The following is a 19,873-nucleotide window of genomic DNA, read 5'->3' as shown; positions in this document are numbered from 1 at the left end:
CGAGTTTCTTAAAACGCAAAGAGGTCCGGCTGATTCAGTCGGGCCTCTTTGCGTTTAGGCATAATTTTAATCCATTACCTTGCTTTAGTAATGCTGACTCCTATGAATTATACCGATAACATTCTCCTCTATCAAGCGCCTGATGGGCAAACTAAATTGGAAGTGCAGTTGGACCACGAGACTGTTTGGCTGTCGCAAGCCCAGATGGTTGAGTTGTTTGATACTACGAAGCAGAACGTGAGCCTGCACATTAGAAATATTTTTCGTGAGGGGGAATTGAGCGATGAGACAAGTGTCAAGGATTCCTTGACACTTGTCTCAAAAGACAGGAAATACTCGGTAAAGTATTATAATCTGGATGTCATTATTTCTGTCGGTTACCGCGTGAAATCGTTGCGTGGCACGCACTTCCGCCAATGGGCCACCAATATCCTGCGCCAATACTTGGTGCAAGGCTACGCGCTAAACGAGAAGCGTTTGCGCGAAAGCGCCCGCCAGCTGGCCGACCTCAAGCGGCTGGTGCAGCTGCAAGGCGAAGTAGCCGCGAATCAGGAGTTGACTTCGGACCAGTCGGATGCCCTGCTGCGGGTGCTGGGCGACTACGCCCGGGCCCTCGACGTGCTCGACCAATACGACCATCAACGCCTGCGGGTGCGCGGCACAGCTACTGAAGAGCCCTTCGAGCTGACGTATGAAGCTGGGCTGGAAGCAGTGGACAGCCTGCGCACGCAGTTCGGCGGCAGCACTCTGTTTGGGCGGGAAAAGGATGCCTCATTTCAAAGCTCTGTACGCTCGATTTACCAGAGTTTCGGCGGTGAGGATTTGTACCCAAGTGTGGAAGAGAAGGCCGCTAACCTGCTGTATTTCGTGGTGAAAAACCACTCGTTTTCGGACGGCAACAAGCGCATCGCAGCCTTCTTATTCGTCTGGTTTCTGGACCGCAACAATTGCCTGTATCATCCTGACGGCTCGCGCCGGCTGGCCGACAATGCGCTGGTGGCCCTCACGCTGCTTATTGCTGAGAGCAAGCCGGAGGACAAAGCCACAATGGTAACGTTGGTGGTGAACCTGATTAACCAGGACAATTAAAAAGCCTCCCGCACCATGCGGGAGGCTTTTTGATGAATTAGCCAATTTCGAGCGGCTTACTCAATCTCCGATTTCTGCTTCTGAAACATGGCTTGGCCGCGCAGCAACACGCGTAGGCTCTTGCGTTTGAGCGAAATGTTGGGAACCATATTGCCATCATCGTCGAGGCGGTTTTTGTAGGCCGTCAGGATGTCGCGGTAAGAAATCACGCCGTTCACTTGCGCCTTGCTGCCGAGTACGGGCAGTACGTCCACGTTTTCGCGGGCCATGCGCTCCACGGCGGTGCGTAGGGTATCGGTGGCCAGCAGGGTGGAGGAGCGGGGCTGGAGCAGGGCGCTGATGGGTGCGTTCTCGTCGGCGTGCCAGCCGGCCAGGGCTACCGTGCTCACAATGCCGGCGAAAGCGCCGTCGGGGTTCACCACCACCAAGTGCGGACCGGTGTGTTCGGCCTCGCGCTCGGTCCAGGTGCGCACTTCGGCAATGGTATTGTCGGTGCTGATGGCCAGCATGCCGTTTTGCAGCACGCGGCCCACATTTACTTTGTCGAGCAGGTCGGGTTCGTAGTCGACGGGCGTTTTCACGCCGCGCCGGGCTATTTTTTCGGTCATGATGGTATTGCCCATCAGCAGAAACGACACCAGATAAGCGCCCGTGCAGGCACCCAGCAACGGCAGCAAGGCCTGCGCCTGGCCCGTGCCCTCCACCGCAAACACGATGGACGTGAGCAGTGCCCGCGACGCGCCCGCAAACATGGCGGCCATGCCCACCAGCGCCGCCAGCGGAATGACGATATCCGAGGCCGGAAAGAAGTGCCGGGTGGCCACACCCAGCAACGCACCCGTGGCCCCGCCAATGGTGAGCAGCGGCGCCAGCGTGCCGCCCGACGTGCCGCTGCCCAGCGAAATGGCCCACGAGGCAAACTTCAACAAACACAGGGTCAGCAGCAAGCTCAGGGGAGCATTGCCGGATAATACGGCGGTGATATTCTCGTAGCCCACGCCCATGGTGCGCGGCGCAAAGTAGCCGATGCCGCCCACGGCCAGTCCGCCCAGCGCCGGCCACCACGCCCAGTGAATGGGCAGCTCTTCGAACAGGTCCTCAATGAAATACACGATTTTGGTGATGCCCACCGAGGCCAGCCCAATCAGCAGGCCAATGGCGCTGTAGGTCGCCAGCGCGCCATTGCTGGGGGCCAGCAGCGCGGGCATGGGAAACGTCGGGCCTTGCTCAAACAGCAAGTGGTGCCCTGCCGCCCCCGTGATGCAGGCCAGCGCCACCGGCAGCAGCGAGCGCGGCGAAAACTCAAACAGCAGCAGCTCGATGGCCAGAAAAACCGCCGCGATGGGCGTACCGAAAATAGCCGACATCCCCGCCGTTGCGCCTGCCGCCAGCAGCACCTTGCGCTCGTGGTGCGTGATTTTGATGAGCTGGCCCAGCGTGGAGCCCAGCGCCCCGCCCGTGGCAATAATCGGCCCCTCGGCCCCAAACGGCCCGCCCGTGCCAATGGAAATGGCCGCCGACAACGGCTTCAGGTACATAATGGAGGGCTTGATGCGGCTCTGGTTGGTCAGAATCTGCTCCATGGCCTCGGGAATGCCGTGGCCGCGAATGGCCTTTGAACCATAAATGGCCATCAGGCTGACCAGCAGGCCGCCCAGCGCGGGCATGAGGACAACCCAGAGGCCGAGGTGGTTATCAGCCGGGCTATGGTATTCTACCGAGGCCGTGTCATAGAAAACCAGATTGGTAACCAGGTTGATAAGGTACACCAGCAGGCGGGCCACAAAGCTGATGACTACGGCCACCAGCACGGCCAGGGCCGAAATGCGCACCAGGCGCTGCTTGTCGGGCGCCAGGCGGGGGCGCACGCCGTCGTCGGCCAAGGTAGAGTCGAGGGAGGGGGCAATGGGAATACCGGCCAGGGCCAGCGGCGAATGTTTCATAGAGAATGGAATAGGGTGAAGCGCAGACCAACGAATTGGCGGTGCATGTTAATACCAACTTGATGAAAGCGGGATGAGTGCCCCGCCACCCGGATATTCGTCAGAATAACGGGGTGCTCCTTAGGGCAGTTGTAAAACCAGGGCGTCATGCCTTTGGCTGGTTTTATTGAACAGGCCAGCCAGAAAGCCAAATCCGTCTGTGGACTTTGGCCGAACTTTGTGGGTGAATTTTCTGCTTCGGTTTTCGTTGCAGCAGTGCTTCGCCTTTCTCAACTACCGCTACTTTTTCAAATGCGCGTCCTTCACACCGCCGACTGGCACCTCGGCCAGCACTTCCTCACCGGCCAGGAGCGCACCACCGAGCAACAAGCTTTTCTCGACTGGCTGCTGCTGACGGTGCAGGCCCAGGCCATTGAGGTGCTGGTAATAGCCGGCGATATTTTCGATACCCAAACGCCGTCCTACACCGCGCAGGAGCTGTATTACACCTTCCTGGTGAAGATGCAGGCCACCGGCTGCCGCGATATTGTGGTGGTGGGCGGCAACCACGATTCGCCCACCATGCTCAACGCCTCGCGGCGGCTGCTGCGGCAGCTGCGCATCCACGTAGTGGGCGGCGTGCCCACCGACGCGGCCGAGCAAATCCTGCACCTGAGCGCGGCCAATGGCCGGCCGGGGCTGGTGGTGTGCGCCGTGCCCTTCCTGCGCGACCGCGACATCCGCCTGGCCGTGGCCGGCGAAACCTCCGACGACCGCCAGCTCCGTATCCGTCAGAGCATTGCCGGCCACTACGCTGCCCTGGCCGACCACGAGTCAGTAGTGCGTCAGCGTGAGCACGACGTGCCCGTGCTGGCCACCGGCCACCTCTACGCGGCCGGCGGTGAGGCCCGCGAAGGAGCCGAGCGCGATGTGCACATCGGCGGGCTGGGTTTGATTGGGGCCGAGCATTTCCCGGCCACGTTCGACTACGTGGCGCTGGGCCACCTGCACCGCCCGCAGGTGGTGGGCGGGCGGGCGCACATCCGCTACTCGGGCTCGCCGGTGCCGCTGTCCTTTACTGAAGCCGACGACAAACAGCAGGTGCTGCTGCTGGAGTTTAGCGGGGCCGGCGCGCCTGCCATCACCAGCCTGCCCGTGCCCGTCACGCGGCGCTTGCAGCGCTTCCACGGCACGCTGGAAGAGGTGGAGGCCGACATTCTGGCTTTTGATAATTCGGCTTTCCCGCTGGTGGCCTGGGCCGATGTGCTGGTGCGCTCCGACGAAACGCCCGCCGAAGTGCAGCGCCGCGTGCAGGCCGTATTGCAGCTGCAGAAAGCCCAGGTGCTGGCCCCGCGCGGCGTGCGCCACCAGCGCGCCACCGAAGCTGCCGACCTGGCCGAAAGCACGATACCGCTGGCCTTGCTGCATGAATTAACCGTGGACGAAGTGTTTAGCCGCCGCGTAGCCAGCCTGCCGCCCGAGCGGGCTGCCGCCCTCGCCGCCACCTTCGGCGAGCTGCGCCAGTTGCTGGCCGAAGCTGACCCGCTGGCCTGGGGCGGAACGGATGCGTAGCCCTATCCATAGTGAATTTTAGGCGGTACTTTTGACTTTCGTATTCGTTCTACTCATGAAAAAAATAGTACTGACCATTGCTGCTCTCACTTTCATCCTGAGCACGGCAACCGAAGCCTACGCCCAGGTGGCCCTCGCCAACGGAATTATATCCGGCATCAGGCTGGCTAGTCGGGCCGGCAAAAAAGGAGAACCTATCGCCACCAATACCACCACGGCAACCTATCGGGGCCAAACCTTTCCGATGCAGCGCACCCCGGCCGCAATGCTGCCCAAAAAAGGAGCCGAGCAGGTAACCGCTATAGAAACGCAGCTCGACCGCTTCCACACCGCGCTGCTAGCCGATTCGACCAGTGAGCTGTGCACTCCCGAGCAACGTACCGCCATTCAGTCGGCGATGGTGAACTTGGCCCGGGCCCAATCGAGTTGGGACCTGCAGGCCTATCAGAAGGAAGCCACGTTCTACCTGGCGGAAGATGCCCGCCGCAAAAAAGCGACCACCAAATAACCCGGCGGTCGGCCTGGGCCGGTTTTTTGCCCGCAGTCGCCAGCCCACTGCTGGTAGCTGCGGGCTTAATTTTATGCTATGAAAATTATCAGCGTCCGCTTTGCTAACCTAAACTCGCTGCCCGGACCGTTCCTGATTCGCTTTGATGAAACGCCCTTGGCGGACACGGGGCTTTTCGCCATCACCGGCCCCACCGGCGCGGGCAAAAGCACGCTGCTCGACGCCATTGCCGTGGGCCTCTACGGCCGCGTGCCGCGCCACGACCGTCAGGTGGGCGAGATGGTGAGCCGCCACGCCAAAGACGCTTTTTCGGAGGTAGAATTTGAAGTGCACGAAACCAACCCCGACACCGGCGTGGTGGACCGCGTACGCTACCGCTCGCGCTGGGAAGTGAAGCGCAAGGTGCGCGGCGAAGACAAAGGTGCGCTAAATGCCGATGCCATGACGCTGGTAATGAGCCCCTCCAATGTAGCCGTCATCAGCGGCAAGGAGGCGGTGCCGAAGCGGGTGGGGGAGCTGTCGGGGCTGGATTTTGGGCAGTTTGAGCAATCGGTGCTGCTGAGCCAGGGCAAATTTGCGCGCTTCCTGCACGCGCCCGAAAAGGAGCGGAGCGCATTGCTGGAAAAGATGACCAATGTGGGCATCTACTCGCGGCTGAGCGTGGCGGCATTTGAGAAGGCCAAGGAAGAAGAGTTGAAAACCAAGCTGCTGCGCGCCAAGCTCGACGCTACCCGGCTGCTGACCGAAGAGGAGCGGGCTGAGTTGGAAGCCCAGCTTGATGTGCTGCACCAGCAGGCCGAATGGCACCACCTGGAGCAGCAGGAACTGACTGTGTGCCTGACCTGGCGCACCATTCTCGACCAACTCGACCGCCAGCTAAGCGACACAGCCCGCGAAACGGAGCGCCTGCGTCGCGACGGCGCAACCCTGCAACCCGAGTTTGCCCGGCTGGACGGCCACGCCCGCGCCGCCGCCGTGGATACGCCGCTGGAGCTGGCACTAGCCGCCGAAAAGGAAGTGACCAGCGACGAAGCGCAACTGCGGGAGCTGGCCGAATCTTTACCCCGCCTGCGCTTGGCCGCTGATGCTGCCGCCACTGCCCACACCATTGCTGCTGCCGCCCACGCCACCGCGCTGGCCGACGAAAACCGCCTGCGCCCGCTGCTCAGCAAAGCACAGCAGCAGGACGCCGAAATTGCCGCGGCCTTGCATCAGCTCAACTTAAAGCGCGAAGCCCACGATGTAAACCGGAAAGCCTACGACCAGGCCGAAGCCGACCTGCGCCGCGAGACGCTGGCCATTGAAACTCTGCAAACCCGCAACGCAGCCTTGGACCGTTGGCTCATCGAGCACAGTGCCGAAATCGACCTGAAAAACCAGGTGCTGGCGCTGGACCGCGAAATCATTGACCTGCAAAATGCGCAGAAGGAGATAGCCACCCGCGAAGCCAGCCGCACTGAACTGCGCAAAGCTCAAGACCAAACCACCACCGACCTGCGCCGCCAGCGGGCCCTCGAAACCGAGGCTCAGGCCCGCCAGCAGGCCATTAAAGACGAAGGCCAGCCTTGCCGCACCGAGCGCGACGCCCTGCTAGTCGGCACGACGGCCGCCGCCCTCGTTCAGCGAGCCGACGACCTCACTGCCCACCGGCAAGCCCTGCAACAACTGCTGCCTAAAGCCGAGGCCGCCCACGAACACCAGACCCGTGCCGATGCCCTGGCCGCTGAAATTGACCAGCAAGCCCCGGCCCTGACCGCCGCCGAAACCGCCGCTGCCCACCTCGAGACGCGTCGGGCCGATGGTCAGAAGCTCCTCGACAGCTACCGCCGCGAGCTTCGGGCGCAGCAGGCCCTGGCCGACCTCAACGCCCACCGCCAGCACCTGGAAGCTGGTCAGCCCTGCCCGTTGTGCGGGGCATTGGAGCATGCTTTCACCCCCGATTTTACGGCCGAAGCCGATGCGCAGGAGCTGCGCGTGGCCCAGCAGGCGCAGGCCCTGGCCGCGCTCGACGAGGAATTGCGCCAGGCCACCACAGCCCTCACCCGCCACCAAACCGAGCAACGCCAGCGGCACCAGCTTCGGGAAAATGCCGCTGCTGCTGCCGAAACTGCCCGTCAGCAAGCGGCTGGAATGGCCGCAGCGCTGGTGCCCGTGCCTGCCCAGCCGGCTGACCCCGCCGCCGTGCGTGCGCTGCTAGAAGCCGCTGACGAAGAGCAGAAAACTGCGGTAGCCGCCCGCCGCCGGCTGGCTGTGCTGGATGAAAAGCTGGCCGAGCTGCGCGAAAAATACCTGCAGGCCGGCGAGGCTATTACCGCTGCGCAGCGCGAGATTCCGCGCCTGCTGGACCGGCTGGCGGCCATCGAAACCGACTTGGCCAAGTTGGCTGATGAGTTGGTGCATTGGCAGGAACAGGCTGAAATTTTCCAAAGCTCGATTCGGGATTTCCTCCAGCCACACAAGTTGCAGCTGCCCGCCCAGCCGCCTTACGACGGCCTGCTGGCCACGCTGCGGGAGCGGGCCGACCACTACGAAGCCCAGGTGGCCACGCTCAGCGAACTGGGGAAGCAGCTGCTGGAAAAAAACAGCCAGCGCAATGCCCATCTGCAGGCGCTGCAGCAGCAGGAAGCACAGCTTGCCGCTGCCGCCGCTGTCCTTGCGGCCGACCAGGAGGCGCTTGAGCAGCAGCAGCAGGCGCGGCAAGCCTCTTACACCGGGCCTGACCCCGCCGCCGAAGCGGAGTTGCTGCGTCAGGCCACCCTGCGGCTAGCCAACGCTCAGCAAATCAGTCAAAATCAGCTGGCTGAACAACAGAAGGCTCTCGAAATCCAACAAAACCGCCGCGACAGCCTGCAAACGCAGTTGGTGACGCACCGCGCCGCCTTTGCCCAGCGCCAGGCCGAGCTCGCCGCGGCCCTGGCCGCTGCCGGCCTCGCCAGCGCCGCCGAAGCGCGCGCCTTGTTGCTGCCTGCCGCCGAAGCCCAGCGCCTCCAGCAGCTTCGGCAGGAGCACCTGACCAACCAGGCTGCCGCTGCCCGCCGCCTCACCGACCTCACCGCCGAGCTCAGCCACCACGCCGAAGCAGGCCTCACGCCGCACTCCGCCCCCGAGCTCACGGCCCAGCTCAACACCCTTTCGGCTGCTGACGACATCCTGCAGCAGAAGCTGGGAGCCGTGGGCAACCAGTTGAAGCTGGACGACGACGCCCGGGTTCAGCAGGCGGCCGGCTTGCAGGAGTTGCTCTTGCGCCAGCAGGAAGAACAGCGCTGGCAGGACCTCAGCGAGCAAATCGGCTCGGCGCGGGGCGACAAGTTCAGCCAGTTTGCCCAGGGCCTCACGCTCTCGCACCTGGCCCGGCTGGCAAACCTGCGCTTGCGCCAGCTCACCGGCCGCTACACCATTTTCAAAACGCCCAATCGCAACCTGGAGCTGCAAATCATCGACCATGACCAGGCCGACACGGTGCGCCCCATGGCGTCGCTCTCGGGCGGCGAGAGCTTTCTGGTGAGCCTGGCATTGGCCTTGGGCCTGAGCGAGCTGGCCGGCCATAAGGCCCGTATTGAGTCATTGTTTATCGACGAAGGCTTCGGTACCCTCGACCCCGAGGCGCTGAATACGGCCCTTGATGCGCTGGAGCGCCTGCAACACTCGGGCAAAATGATTGGCATCATTTCCCACGTTTCCGACCTGAAGGACCGCATCGGTACTCAGATTCGGGTGCGGCCCGGCGCGGGCGGCAACAGCTCGGTGCACCTGGTAGACGTGCGCGGCGAAGAAACCGACTGCGCGGTGTAGAGACGCGACACTTCGCGTCTTCCCGTTGAATGAGACGCTTAAATGGCGCGAACGCCGAGACACGAAGTGTCGCGTCTCTACATTCCGGCCGCCTTCACTTCCGGCCAGGTCCAGTATTTCTTCGGCTCAATCCCTTCGTAGCCAGCCCGAAAAAACGCCACTACTTCCCGTTCCAGTACCTCCGGCGCGATGGACGATGCGTAAATCGGCCGGCCATCGGGGGCAGCGTAGCGCTCAGCTTTGCTGAGCTTTTTGCCGGTCAGGCGCAGCAGCGGGCCGGTGTCGGTGATGCCATCGGCGGCCCAGGCGCGGCCGCTGGTTTCCAGCGCGTTCAGGCGGGCTACGAGCGGGGCCAGCGGCAGCCGCGGCAGGGTAGGGCGGCTGGCCAGGTCAATCCAAGTGGTGTACTTGTATTCCAGTTCGTAGCGGTTGCCGTCGTACTGGCTCAGCACAATGTCGTAGCCCGCCGTTGGGCCGAAGAGGGCGTAGTACGGCACTGGCGCGGGCGTATTCACCACCACCAGCCCAATTTCCGGGTAGTGCTGCTGCGTGGTTGCAGGGCTTTGGATGATGGCTGCCGCCTGTTGCACCCGGTCGTATTCGGGCTGCCAGGCGGCGCGGCCGGCTTCCGGGTTTTGCAGCACTTCAGCGAAGCGCGGCAAGAACCAATCGAACTTCTCCGCTGAAGCTTCGTCTTCGCGCCGCCGCCGAATGGGCGCGCCGAAGGGCTCATAGAACCGGGCTTTTTCCTCAGCATTCAGCCAGCACACCAGTTTCAGCGCGTCATCGGCCAGCGGGTGGGCAAAGTCGATTTCCCGGAAGTCGCCCAGCACGGCCACCATGCGCAGCAGTTCTTCTTGTGCCAAGGCCAACCCGGGATTCAGCAGGCTCCACACGCCGATAAAGCCGTCGATATCAAAATGATTGGCTGTCACGGCTGCCGCCTCCAGACCCGGCGTGGCGGGCTGGTGCAGGGCCCGCAACGCCGAGCCAGCGCTGGTATCGTCGCGCAGGGCTGCGGGCGTGGCCGCCCCGCGCCAGTGCGCCAGCGTGAGCACGGCCCCCAGGCCCACGCTATCCACCACAATACTAGGCTGCTGCCGAAGCTGCGCGAAAGGCACGAAATAGCGGTTCATCCGGCAAAGCTCCGTCAAAAATGCCTTATCCGCGCAACTGCAGCTACCGCCGCCCGCGCCGGTTGCTGATGCGCTCCACGCGTTGCTTCCGAATCCAGTGCAGGTAGGTTTGCAGCTCCTCGGCCTCCCTCAGGGCTTCCACGGAAGCGTATTGCCTGGCCAGGGCGCGGTTGCTCAGGAAGCGGTGCACACTGCTGTGGCAGGGCTGGCACAAGTCGACGGTGGGGCCGTGCTTGCCGCCCTCTTCGCGGGGCACGAGGTGGTGGCGGGAAGTGGCCTGCACCTCCCGCTCGCAAAGGCCACAGCGTATAGCAGCAGCGGCGGGTGCCGGACTGGGCGGCCATTGATTGGACCTTGGGCGTTGCCTGGGCATACCGCAAATAGTAGTCGGGCATGAACAATTTGACTGAAACCTTAACAGGCTGCGCTCGCTGCAAGTTGCGGATTTGTTATCAACACACTATCTTGGCGGGTAATGTGCGCTGACTGCGCATATTACCACCCGTTCTTTTGCACTGCATTTCACCCTTTTTCTCCTTATTTTAACCGTGATGATACCTGTACCTTCCTTCTTAATTCCCAAACAGTGGCCACTGGCCGGCTGGCTGACCGGGGCCCTGATGATGATATTGCTACTGGGCTCAGCCCCCGAAGCCCGCGCGCAAACCTGGATGGTGAGCACCACCGCCCAAATCAAGCTGGGTATTTTGGATAAATACGGCCAACTCGGCCCATACACGGCTACTTTCATCGTGCACAGCGAAAAAACCGGCAAGGATTATCTGTTGGTGAAAGAACTTGAAAAAGGCCAGACCGGCGTAGACGTATTGTTTCCCACCGACCCCTCCGACCCCCAGTACTTCAAGGCCGAAACCGGCGAGGCGGCCACCGCCATCCCCGGCCGCTATACCTGGGAGTGCCGCGTGAAGGGCGTGAAAGCCGTGGGCGGCCGCTTCACGCTGCCCGAAGTAGCCAACGACATAACGGTTATCAACAAGTAGCTAAGCCAATTCCGGCCGCAAAAAACCAAAAGCCTGGCCACGTGCCGGGCTTTTTGCGTTATAACCGGTTCAATCCCCTCGGCCTCTCGCCTTAATTATCCATCGTCATGCCTCGCAAGTCTTTTCCCGAACTCATCAATAGCCCCGGCATGCCGGTTCTGGTCGATTTTTACGCCACCTGGTGCGGTCCCTGCAAAACCATGGCTCCCATTCTGGAGCAGGTGGCTGCCCAGCACGGCGGCAAGCTGCGCGTTATTAAAATCGACGTGGACAAGAACCAGGCCGTGGCCCAGCAATACCGCGTGCAGAGCATTCCCACGCTGATTCTGTTCCACCAGGGGCAGCCGGTATGGCGGCAGGCGGGCGTAGTGCCGGCCGCCCAAATCGCCCAGGTGTTGCAGCCTTACGTGGGCAAGTAGCCCGCCGGGGCGCGGGCGATAAACTATCCGCCGGTTACCGGCGTTGGGGAGGTCGCTACCTTTGCGCGTTCCCCGATTGCTACCGTATGATTTTTAGCTCTGCCCGGCGTTACTACTTGTTATTGTTTGTATTGGGGATGGCATGGCCGCGCTCCGGCTGGGCCCAGACGGCGGTTCGGTTCACCATCAGCGGCACGGTGCGGGGCGGGCGCGGCGAAACCCTGCCCGGCGCCAGCGTGGCCGTGCCCGCCCTCAACACCGGCACCGCCGCCGATTCCCTCGGCCACTACTCGCTGAGCCTGCCCGCCGGGCATCACCAGCTCGTCATCGCCTTCATCAGCTATCAGCAAATCACCCGCGAGGTGAACCTGAAAAAAAACGAGCGCCTCAGCTTTAATCTCGAAGAAAGCGGCAACGAGCTGGGCGAAGTGGTGGTGGAAGGCGCCGCGACGCTGGAGCAGAAGCTCAAAACCACGCAAATGGGCGTCGAGCACCTCAGCATCAAGGAGGCCAAGCTGCTGCCGGCGCTGTTTGGCGAAGTCGATATTCTGAAAACCCTGCAGCTGAAGCCCGGCGTGCAGAGCGGGGGCGAGGGCACCAGCGGCCTGTTTGTGCGCGGCGGCTCGGCCGACCAGAACCTAGTGCTGCTCGATAACACGGTGGTGTACAACCCCAACCATTTGTTTGGGTTGTTTTCGGTGTTCAATTCTGATGCTGTGCAGAGTGTGGACCTGTACAAGTCGGGCTTTCCGGCGCAGTTTGGCGGGCGGCTGTCGTCGGTGGTCGATGTGAAGCTGCGCGAGGGCGACCGCCAGCACTTCGTGGCCACCGGCGGCGTAGGCCTAATTTCGTCGCGCCTCACCTACGAAGGGCCAATCAATAAGGGCAAAGGCTCGTTCATTGTGAGCGGCCGGCGCACGTATTTCGACATTTTCACGCGGGCCCTCAACAAGGCCAACGAGGGCAAGGAGGACTACAGCCCCATTCCCGACTACTATTTCTACGATTTCAACGCCAAGGCCAACTACACGCTCAGTGAAAAGGACCAGGTGTTCCTGACCGGCTACCTGGGCCGCGATATCTTCGGTTTTAGCAGCCCCAACGGCTTCAAGTTCAGCTTCCAGTGGGGCAATACCATTGGCTCGCTGCGCTGGAACCACACGTTTTCGCCCAAGCTGTTCGTGAATACCACCGCGTCGGTGTCGGACTACAAGTACACGCTGACCAACCAGCTGGCCAACGTGTTCAACTTCAACCTGGGCTCGCAAATCACGGACTACACCGGGCGCACCGACTTCGAGTACGCGCCCAACGACCGGCACCAAATCAAGTTCGGGGCCGTGCTCACGCAGCACCGGTTCGGGGTGGGCCGCCTCAGCGCCAGCACCGGCGACGGCCGCCTCGGCATCGGCTCCGACGTGCACTACTTCGGCCTCGACGGCGGGGTGTACGCCTCCGACAACTACAAGGCCACCGACAAGCTCCAGCTCGAAGGCGGCCTGCGCCTCACCGGTTTCCGCAGCGGCACCGACCAGTACGGCGGCCTCGAGCCCCGCGCCGCCGCCCGCTACGCCCTGAACGACAAGACTTCGTTCAAGCTCAACTACGCCATGATGTACCAGTACGTGCACTTGGTCACGAACTCGGGCGCGTCGTTGCCCACGGATATCTGGTACCCCTCGCGGCTGTCGGTGAAGCCGCAGCAGTCGCAGCAGGTGAGCGGCGGGGCCAGCTTCCTGCTGGGCGGCGGCAAGTATTTGCTCACCAACGAGCTGTACTACAAATGGGGGCGCAACCAAGTCGATTTCCGCGATGGTGCGCAGCTGTTTGTGAACCCTGATTTGGACCAGGAATTCATTTTCGGCAAGAGCTGGGCCTACGGCAACGAGCTTTATTTAGAGAAGAAAACCGGCAAAACCACCGGCTGGATTGGCTACACGCTGGCCTGGAGCTGGCGCAATTTCCAGCCCCAGAACGGCACCAACGGCGTGAACGGCGGCCGCGATTTCCACCCCAACTACGACCGGCGCCACAACCTGACCGTGGTGGTGCTACATCAACTAAACCCGCGCATCAACCTCACGGCCAGCTTTATCTACACCTCGGGCAACCTGACCACGCTGCCGCTGGGCCGCTTTGGGGTGCAGGACATTCCGGGCTCCAGCGTGGGCATCGACCCGCGCCCGGTGCCCGTGTACCCCGACCGCAATTCCTACCGCCTCATCCCGTACCACCGCCTCGACCTCGGCGTGGTGTACAAAATCGGGGCCCGGCGCGACCAGGACCTCACCCTGAGCATTTATAACGCTTACAACCGCCGCAACGCCTACTTCGTGTTTTTCGACACGGTGAAGGACAAGGCCAGCGGCCGCACCACCGGCTTCCAGGCCAAGCAGGTGTCGCTGTTCCCGGTCATCCCTTCGCTGACCTACAATTTCCGTTTCTGACCACGGATTGGCTCGGATTAGGGCCGATTTCACGGATTTTGGGGGCGTTGATTACAGGTGTTTTTATTCGAATTGGTTATGAAAAGGAAGATGAATTGGCTGGTGATTAGTTGTGTGGCGCTGGCCGGTTGCGGCAAGCTGCAAAACGACATCAACGTGCCGCTGCCGGCCTATTCCTCCGATTTGGTGGTGGAATGCTACCTGCAGCCGGGCAAGGTGCCGGAGCTGGCCGTCACCACGTCGGTGCCCTACATCAGCTCGGTGCTGCCGCAGGTGCCCACCGATGTCACCGTCACGCTCACCATGCCCAACGGCACGCTGGTGCCGCTGCCTTTCAACCCCAACTACCGGGCACTGATTGACACCACCGCGGGCGTGAAATTTCACTCCCACATTGGCCGCGACCCGCTGGTGGCCAAGGCTGGCGACGTGTTCAAGCTTGATGTGGTGGACACCAAGGGCCGCCACGCCACGGCCACCACCACCATGTTGGCCCCCGTACCCATCGATTCGGTGAGCTACCAGTTCAACGACAAAACCGGCTCCGAGCGCAAGGCCATCTTTCTCACCAGCTTCCGCGACCCGGCCCCGCTCGACGACTGCTACCGCCTGCAGCTGCACAAGGGCAACCCGGCCAGGGGCGCACTACTCAAAAGCCCGGAAGTGGATATGTCGGTAGAAGACCGGCTGCTCAACGGGCAGGAATTCGTGCTGGGCACCAGCTACCGTTTTTATCCCGGCGATACCGTAACGGCCACGCTCTACCACACCGAGCGGGCAATGTTCCGCTTTCGACAATCGGTGCGCGACGCGCGCCAGGCCAACGGTAACCCCTTTGCCCAGCCCTCCGCCATCTACGGCAACGTGCAGGGTGGCATTGGCATCTTCGGCGTGCTGAGCGGCACCACGGCCCAAAAGATTCTGGCGAAGTAAGCAGCCAGAAAAAACTAGGCAGCACCTAAGCAACCATTCAGGCCGGGGCGGCATCTACTGTGCATTCCCAACCCCATTTCCTTTCTTCCCATGCACAAGCTCCGTTACCCCGTTCTCGCCCTGTCCCTGCTTACCCTGAGCCTCGGCAGCTGCAAAAAAGACTCGGCCGCCACGCCGCAGCCCACCGCCACCTCTTCCACCCAGCAGCTGACCACTGGCAGCTGGCGCCTCGACCAAATCAAACAAGGAGGTCAGGTCACCGGCACCGGCTCGAGCATCAAGGACCAGTATTCGCTCACCTTCCGCACCGACGGCACCTACACCCAGAAGCTATTAGCCGACGGCACCACCTACCCCGGCACCTGGATGCTGATGAGCAACAACACGGTGCTTCACCTCCTCGACAACAAAGGCACCAGCAACGACTACGCCGTGGCCGCCCTCACGGCCACCGAGCTGCGCTACACGTTCACAAACAAGACCGGTGCGGTTGAAGAGCGCACATTCTCGGCCCAGCCATAAGCGGAGGTAGGGCATTGATAATAAGCAACCAGGCCCGGACATTGTCCGGGCCTGGTTGCTTCTAGCCGGGCTCTGCACAAGCTAAAGCAGGCACTACAGCCCCGCCACCACCGCTTTTATCAACGCCGTGAGGCGGGGCTCGGCCGCGCCGGCGGCGGCGAAAATATCGGCCAGCACCACGGGCTTGAGATGACCGGGCGCGCATAAATCGGTGATGACTGATACGGCCAGCACGGGCAGATTGAGGTGGCGGGCCGCAATGACTTCAGGCACCGTACTCATGCCCACGGCATCGGCCCCGATGGTGCGTAGGTAGCGGTATTCGGCCGGGGTTTCGAGCATGGGACCGGGCACGCTGGCGTACACTCCGCGCCGGGTGGTGCCGGCCTGGCCCAGCGCCTGGGCCGCAGCTTCGGCCCGGCGCAGCAGGTCGGCGTCGTAGGGCGCGAACATGTCGGGGAAGCGCGGGCCCATTTCATCCAGATTGGCCCCGATGAGCGGGTTGGTGGGTTGCAGGTTGATGTGGTCGTCAATCAGCATCAAATCTGCGAGGTTGAAATCGGGGTTCAGGCCGCCGGCGGCGTTGCTCACCAGCAGACGGGCAATGCCCAGCAGCTTGAGCACGCGCACGGGCATGGCCACCTGCTGCATGGTGTAGCCCTCGTAGTAATGAAAGCGACCCTGTAGCACCGCCACCTTCTTGCCGGCCATGCGGCCCAGCAGCAGCCGGCCGGCGTGGCTTTCCACGGTGCTCACCGGGAAGTGCGGAATGTCGGCGTAGCTGATTTCGTGTTCCACGTCGACCTCGTTGGCCAGCGCGCCCAGCCCGGTGCCGAGGATGATGCCCGTTTCGGGCTGAAAGGCCTGGGAGTTGGCCTGGATGTAGGCAGCGGCTTCGCGGAGGTGTTGCATGTGCATCTAAAAAATGGAAAAAGCAGCCTGTTTGTAACGGTATGATTACGAATCAATACCAACCAGCTGGCAGACTTGTCGCTTTTGTGCTTTCGGCCTTGAAATTAGTGCAGGTACTGCTACCTTGCAGAACGCATCTTTCAACGTTCTCTTTCCCAGCCGAAAAACATTTTTTGCCATTGGCAATACCCTCCAGACAGAATTTTGCCAATGCACCGCTGCTGAAACTTCTCTCATTTTCCTTTCCTGGCCTTGTTATGAAGTTTAAGCGCTACTTCGTCTTACTGGCACTCGGAATTGGTGCTTGCTCGCAAGAGACAGCTCCGCCCGAGGTGCCTTTCGCGGTGCCCTCCACCACGCCCATCGAAGGAACCTACGATTGTCAAATTGTTTCCACTTCACAAGTCTTCCTTCCCGGCGCTGGGTCCACTACTACCAGACAAGAAGCCGTTACAATTAGCAAAAATGGACAAAACCAGATAATCGCAACTTTCGGAGCAACTGGCTGGGCTCCTACGTTGACCTATAATACCGCGAATCAAGGCCTTAACCCGCACTTTTATTACCCTTTTGCATTCACGCTCAACAATGGAGCGCTTGATAAAGACAACCATGTGGGATTCACCCAGGGGGACAGCATCTTCATCAGGCTATACACCAGAGGTTCCAATCAGTCGAATGAGCAGGTAGGCCGGGGCAAACGCCGCCCCTAGCACAGCAGGCACCCAGGCAGCCTGAAATAGCTAAAACAGCTTTTTTCGAAATAGCGCATCGGGCTTAAGTATGTTTTAACCAGCCATGAATCGGGGGCTTGGTTTCGACCTTTAATACTGCTCAAGAAAGAGTAAATTGCAGCGGCTTTTCACTACCTCAATTCCTTTCCACATGAAAATAAACTTTCTGTTCATAGCAGCCTGCACAGCACTTACTGTAGCGGCCTGTAAAAAAGACAACTCGTCACCTCAGGCAGCAGAGAAGCTGATTCTCAAAGCAGGCTTTACGCTTCCGGCTGCGAGCCAGACCGGTAGCGCGGTGGTTTTTACCAACACCTCTCAAAACGCAACTCGCTACGTTTGGCGCTTCGGCGATGGCACGACGGATGCTACGCCTAACCCTGGTCATACTTATTACCGAGCCGGAACTTACGGCGTCACCTTGCTGGCTTACAACGCGGAGTCAGCCGTTGATTCCGTGACCCAAAGCCTCAATGTAGCGTTTGCGCCTATCAACAAAACGTATAATGCCAAGGGCACGCGTACCAACGTATCCATGACGTACTCGCCTAGTGGTCAGATAGGATACACTACGAGTTATGAAGCATTGCCCTTCATGAGTTTGAATATTATTCAGACTACCGCCAATTCCTTGACCATCAACGGATATTCAGGCACATTTCGGTCTGCATATAGCAACCATACTTCCTATATGGTCAATATGCCAAAATTCCCCAATCCGGGAATCTATTCATCGCTCGACAATACCATACTAGACATGTATCCGCAGGGCGATTCCATCGTCCTCACGCAGACCTCGCACGCCGGAGCTAGCTATGGCTACCGGTGCACCGATATTTATCGTTCGAAATAAATGCAATAGGCATTCTGCGCTCCAAAGCACTATAGTGTTAAGCTGTTGGCGCTGCCCTGACGCAGGCAAAATGACGCAAGGGGCTACGGCAACGAACCGTAGCTCATGTTTTCGTAACCATCGATAAAAAAAGCCTGTCTCAATAGACAGGCTTTTTTTATCGATGGTTGAGCGGCAAATAGCCTTACTGGATATCCAGCGTGTACGGCAGGCGGGCCTGCACGCCGCGCATCTGCATCAGCTGCTGGTACTGAGCATAGGCGGGATACAATGGCCCCAGCTCGGTTTTGAGGGCGCGGGTCTTGGCGGCATCGTCGTCCTCGAACATGGACACAAAGTCCTCCAGCGCCGATTTCTGGCGGGGCAGGCGCTGCACGCGGTAATCGTCGGCCTGGAGGTGGGCGCGGGCGGCGGCGATTTTGAGGGCGGTATCGTAGTCGCCGAGCACGTCCACGAGGCCGTTGTTTTTGGCTTCGATACCGCTCCAGACGCGGCCCGAGGCCAGGCGGCGCAGGCGCTCCACGGGCATGTGGCGGCCCCGGGCGGCCTTGCTGGTGAAGTCGGCGTAAATACGGTTCACCTCTTCCTGCAGCGTGCGCTTTTCGAAATCCGTGAGCGGGCGCGTGATGGTGGGTAGGTCTGAGAACTTGCCCGTCGTCACGCGGTCCACAGTGATGCCGAGCTTGTCGGCCAGCAGCGGCTGGATGTTGGGCAGCACGCCAAACACACCGATGGAGCCCGTAATGGTGTTCGGGTGGGCCACGATGGTATCGCAGGCCATGGCAATGTAGTAGCCGCCGGAAGCCGCCACGTCGCTCATGCTGGCGATAATGGGCTTCACTTGCTTGGTCAGCAGCACTTCGCGGTAGATGATGTCGGAAGCCAGCGAGGAGCCGCCCGGCGAGTTGATGCGCAGCACCACAGCCTTCACCCGGTCGTCGAGCCGGGCCTTGCGGATGGCCTCGGCAAATTTGGTGCTACCGATATTGTCGTCGGAACCCTTGCCGGTTACGATGTCGCCCTCGGCATAAATCACGGCAATGCGGCGGCCGCTGGTTTTACCTTCGCGCTCGTCGATGCCGTTGTCGTGGTCGGTGTAGTCGGACAGGCTCACCAGGCTGGGCTTTTTGTTTTTGGCCAGGTCCAGCTTGCGGCGCATATAGTCCTGCACTTCATCGAAGTAGCCGAGCTTGGTGACGAGGTGCAGGCGCAATGCGTCGGGGGCGTTGTGCACCAGCATCGAGTCAGAAATCACCTTGAGGCGGGCCGGGTTAATGCCCCGGGTTTTGGCCACCTCGCCAATCATGTAGCCGTTGATGGAGTTCAGAAACGACACCGTCTGGTAGCGGGCTGAGTCGGAGAAGTTCTCGCGGAAAAACGGCTCCACGGCGCTTTTGAAGGAGCCCACCCGGAAAATGTAGGGCTGGATGCCGGCCTTGTCGAACAGGCGCTTGTAGAACATCACCTCTGAACTCAGGCCGTTGAATTCGAGCGTACCCTGCGGATTGAGGTAGATTTCGTTGGCCATCGAAGAGAGGTAGAAGCTCTTTTCGGAGGCGATTTCGTGGTAGGCCACCACAAATTTGCCGCTCTTTTTGAAGTCGAGCAGGGCGTTGCGCACTTCTTCCAGCGAAGCCATGCCGCCCTGCACAATGCCCAGGTTCAGCAGAATGCCCTTGATGTCGCCGTCGCCTTTGGCGCGGTGAATGGCTTCCTTCAGCTCCACCAGCCCCGTGCTGCCGCCCCCGCCAAACCCGCCGAAGCGGCCTTCGCGCCCGCGCTCGTTCAGCGGCTCGTTGAGCTTAAGCTCCAGCACCGAGTTGGCGGCGGTTTCCTTGGGCTCGTGCGAGCTGCTCACGGCGGCCCCGATGACGATGGCCATCAGCACAAACCCGAGAAAGGCAAAAGCCGCAAGGCCCACAATGGTGGCGAGGACGTATTTAAAAAACTGGCGCATGAGTGCAGAAAATTGAGAACAAGCAAAAGTAGGCCGCGCGGGCCGTTTGGCCCTCCCTTGGGCGGGGTGAGAAAGC

General features: G+C 61.0%; 16 protein-coding genes. 11 read left to right on the top strand and 5 right to left on the bottom strand.

Going from position 1 to position 19,873, the window contains the following annotated elements; all coding sequences use genetic code 11:
- Window positions 1-90: 90 nt before the first annotated feature.
- On the top strand, window positions 91-1,089 hold the full coding sequence (locus I7X13_RS17765) for a virulence protein RhuM/Fic/DOC family protein (protein ID WP_317191588.1): 999 nt from the start codon (window positions 91-93) through the stop codon (window positions 1,087-1,089).
- Between the two features lie 56 nt (window positions 1,090-1,145).
- Here the strand turns inward: I7X13_RS17765 and I7X13_RS17760 are convergent, their stop codons facing one another.
- A complete protein-coding gene (locus I7X13_RS17760; RefSeq protein WP_198076505.1) occupies window positions 1,146-3,032 on the bottom strand; it encodes a chloride channel protein in 1,887 nt (628 codons plus the stop codon).
- 291 nt (window positions 3,033-3,323) lie between these two features.
- Here I7X13_RS17760 and sbcD point away from each other — a divergent pair, with 291 nt between their 5' ends.
- The 3 genes from sbcD (at window position 3,324) to I7X13_RS17745 (ending at window position 8,883) form a co-directional block, all read left to right on the top strand.
- Window positions 3,324-4,583: an exonuclease subunit SbcD gene (sbcD, locus tag I7X13_RS17755; protein WP_198076504.1), complete on the top strand. Its 1,260-nt coding sequence runs from the start codon at window positions 3,324-3,326 to the stop codon at window positions 4,581-4,583.
- A gap of 55 nt (window positions 4,584-4,638) precedes the next feature.
- Window positions 4,639-5,091 (top strand): hypothetical protein, encoded by a 453-nt coding sequence (locus tag I7X13_RS17750; RefSeq protein WP_198076503.1) that lies wholly within the window; start codon window positions 4,639-4,641, stop codon window positions 5,089-5,091.
- A gap of 78 nt (window positions 5,092-5,169) precedes the next feature.
- Window positions 5,170-8,883 carry an AAA family ATPase gene (locus tag I7X13_RS17745; protein WP_198076502.1) on the top strand — a complete coding sequence of 1,238 codons (3,714 nt, stop codon included), beginning with the start codon at window positions 5,170-5,172 and terminating at the stop codon, window positions 8,881-8,883.
- Between the two features lie 77 nt (window positions 8,884-8,960).
- On the opposite strand, the gene I7X13_RS17740 is transcribed toward I7X13_RS17745, so the two are convergent.
- Together I7X13_RS17740 and I7X13_RS17735 are read right to left on the bottom strand one after the other, a co-directional pair.
- The gene (locus I7X13_RS17740) at window positions 8,961-10,019 is read right to left on the bottom strand and encodes a DUF6687 family protein (RefSeq protein WP_198076501.1); all 1,059 of its coding nucleotides are present in this window, start codon (window positions 10,017-10,019) and stop codon (window positions 8,961-8,963) included.
- A gap of 43 nt (window positions 10,020-10,062) precedes the next feature.
- Complete coding sequence (locus I7X13_RS17735) at window positions 10,063-10,302, bottom strand: HNH endonuclease (RefSeq protein ID WP_233454833.1); 240 nt, start codon at window positions 10,300-10,302, stop codon at window positions 10,063-10,065.
- Window positions 10,303-10,570: 268 nt separating this feature from the next.
- Here I7X13_RS17735 and I7X13_RS17730 point away from each other — a divergent pair, with 268 nt between their 5' ends.
- The 5 genes from I7X13_RS17730 (at window position 10,571) to I7X13_RS17710 (ending at window position 15,341) form a co-directional block, all read left to right on the top strand.
- The gene (locus I7X13_RS17730) at window positions 10,571-11,020 is read left to right on the top strand and encodes a hypothetical protein (RefSeq protein WP_198076500.1); all 450 of its coding nucleotides are present in this window, start codon (window positions 10,571-10,573) and stop codon (window positions 11,018-11,020) included.
- A gap of 107 nt (window positions 11,021-11,127) precedes the next feature.
- On the top strand, window positions 11,128-11,439 hold the full coding sequence (gene trxA, locus I7X13_RS17725; RefSeq protein ID WP_198068925.1) for a thioredoxin: 312 nt from the start codon (window positions 11,128-11,130) through the stop codon (window positions 11,437-11,439).
- Between the two features lie 86 nt (window positions 11,440-11,525).
- Window positions 11,526-13,886: a TonB-dependent receptor gene (locus I7X13_RS17720; RefSeq protein ID WP_233454832.1), complete on the top strand. Its 2,361-nt coding sequence runs from the start codon at window positions 11,526-11,528 to the stop codon at window positions 13,884-13,886.
- A gap of 78 nt (window positions 13,887-13,964) precedes the next feature.
- Window positions 13,965-14,819 carry a DUF4249 domain-containing protein gene (locus I7X13_RS17715; RefSeq protein WP_198076499.1) on the top strand — a complete coding sequence of 285 codons (855 nt, stop codon included), beginning with the start codon at window positions 13,965-13,967 and terminating at the stop codon, window positions 14,817-14,819.
- A gap of 90 nt (window positions 14,820-14,909) precedes the next feature.
- A complete protein-coding gene (locus tag I7X13_RS17710) occupies window positions 14,910-15,341 on the top strand; it encodes a lipocalin family protein (RefSeq protein WP_198076498.1) in 432 nt (143 codons plus the stop codon).
- Window positions 15,342-15,434: 93 nt separating this feature from the next.
- On the opposite strand, the gene I7X13_RS17705 is transcribed toward I7X13_RS17710, so the two are convergent.
- Window positions 15,435-16,259 carry a purine-nucleoside phosphorylase gene (locus tag I7X13_RS17705; RefSeq protein ID WP_394368600.1) on the bottom strand — a complete coding sequence of 275 codons (825 nt, stop codon included), beginning with the start codon at window positions 16,257-16,259 and terminating at the stop codon, window positions 15,435-15,437.
- 35 nt (window positions 16,260-16,294) lie between these two features.
- On the opposite strand from I7X13_RS17705, the gene I7X13_RS17700 reads away from it, so the two are divergent.
- Window positions 16,295-16,966, top strand: coding sequence for a hypothetical protein (locus I7X13_RS17700; RefSeq protein ID WP_198076496.1), 672 nt, complete (start codon window positions 16,295-16,297; stop codon window positions 16,964-16,966).
- Between the two features lie 172 nt (window positions 16,967-17,138).
- Entirely contained in the window at window positions 17,139-17,840 is a 702-nt protein-coding gene (locus tag I7X13_RS17695; RefSeq protein WP_198076495.1) for a PKD domain-containing protein, read from the top strand.
- Between the two features lie 184 nt (window positions 17,841-18,024).
- On the opposite strand, the gene sppA is transcribed toward I7X13_RS17695, so the two are convergent.
- Window positions 18,025-19,797 (bottom strand): signal peptide peptidase SppA, encoded by a 1,773-nt coding sequence (gene sppA, locus I7X13_RS17690; RefSeq protein ID WP_198076494.1) that lies wholly within the window; start codon window positions 19,795-19,797, stop codon window positions 18,025-18,027.
- Between the last annotated feature and the right edge of the window lie 76 nt (window positions 19,798-19,873).

This window comes from Hymenobacter negativus, assembly GCF_016056375.1.
Taxonomy (GTDB): Bacteria; Bacteroidota; Bacteroidia; order Cytophagales; family Hymenobacteraceae; genus Hymenobacter; species Hymenobacter negativus_A.
Note: the sequence above shows the minus strand (reverse complement) of the source record. Positions and strands in the feature narration are given on the sequence as shown.

Excerpts from the sequence above, each read along its gene's own strand:
- I7X13_RS17765 (WP_317191588.1), top strand. The coding sequence starts at position 91 with ATGCTGACTCCTATGAATTATACCGATAACATTCTCCTCTATCAAGCG.
- I7X13_RS17760 (WP_198076505.1), bottom strand. The coding sequence starts at position 3,032 with ATGAAACATTCGCCGCTGGCCCTGGCCGGTATTCCCATTGCCCCCTCC.
- sbcD (WP_198076504.1), top strand. The coding sequence starts at position 3,324 with ATGCGCGTCCTTCACACCGCCGACTGGCACCTCGGCCAGCACTTCCTC.
- I7X13_RS17750 (WP_198076503.1), top strand. The coding sequence starts at position 4,639 with ATGAAAAAAATAGTACTGACCATTGCTGCTCTCACTTTCATCCTGAGC.
- I7X13_RS17745 (WP_198076502.1), top strand. The coding sequence starts at position 5,170 with ATGAAAATTATCAGCGTCCGCTTTGCTAACCTAAACTCGCTGCCCGGA.
- I7X13_RS17740 (WP_198076501.1), bottom strand. The coding sequence starts at position 10,019 with ATGAACCGCTATTTCGTGCCTTTCGCGCAGCTTCGGCAGCAGCCTAGT.
- I7X13_RS17730 (WP_198076500.1), top strand. The coding sequence starts at position 10,571 with ATGATACCTGTACCTTCCTTCTTAATTCCCAAACAGTGGCCACTGGCC.
- trxA (WP_198068925.1), top strand. The coding sequence starts at position 11,128 with ATGCCTCGCAAGTCTTTTCCCGAACTCATCAATAGCCCCGGCATGCCG.
- I7X13_RS17720 (WP_233454832.1), top strand. The coding sequence starts at position 11,526 with ATGATTTTTAGCTCTGCCCGGCGTTACTACTTGTTATTGTTTGTATTG.
- I7X13_RS17715 (WP_198076499.1), top strand. The coding sequence starts at position 13,965 with ATGAAAAGGAAGATGAATTGGCTGGTGATTAGTTGTGTGGCGCTGGCC.
- I7X13_RS17710 (WP_198076498.1), top strand. The coding sequence starts at position 14,910 with ATGCACAAGCTCCGTTACCCCGTTCTCGCCCTGTCCCTGCTTACCCTG.
- I7X13_RS17705 (WP_394368600.1), bottom strand. The coding sequence starts at position 16,259 with ATGCACATGCAACACCTCCGCGAAGCCGCTGCCTACATCCAGGCCAAC.
- I7X13_RS17700 (WP_198076496.1), top strand. The coding sequence starts at position 16,295 with ATGATTACGAATCAATACCAACCAGCTGGCAGACTTGTCGCTTTTGTG.
- I7X13_RS17695 (WP_198076495.1), top strand. The coding sequence starts at position 17,139 with ATGAAAATAAACTTTCTGTTCATAGCAGCCTGCACAGCACTTACTGTA.
- sppA (WP_198076494.1), bottom strand. The coding sequence starts at position 19,797 with ATGCGCCAGTTTTTTAAATACGTCCTCGCCACCATTGTGGGCCTTGCG.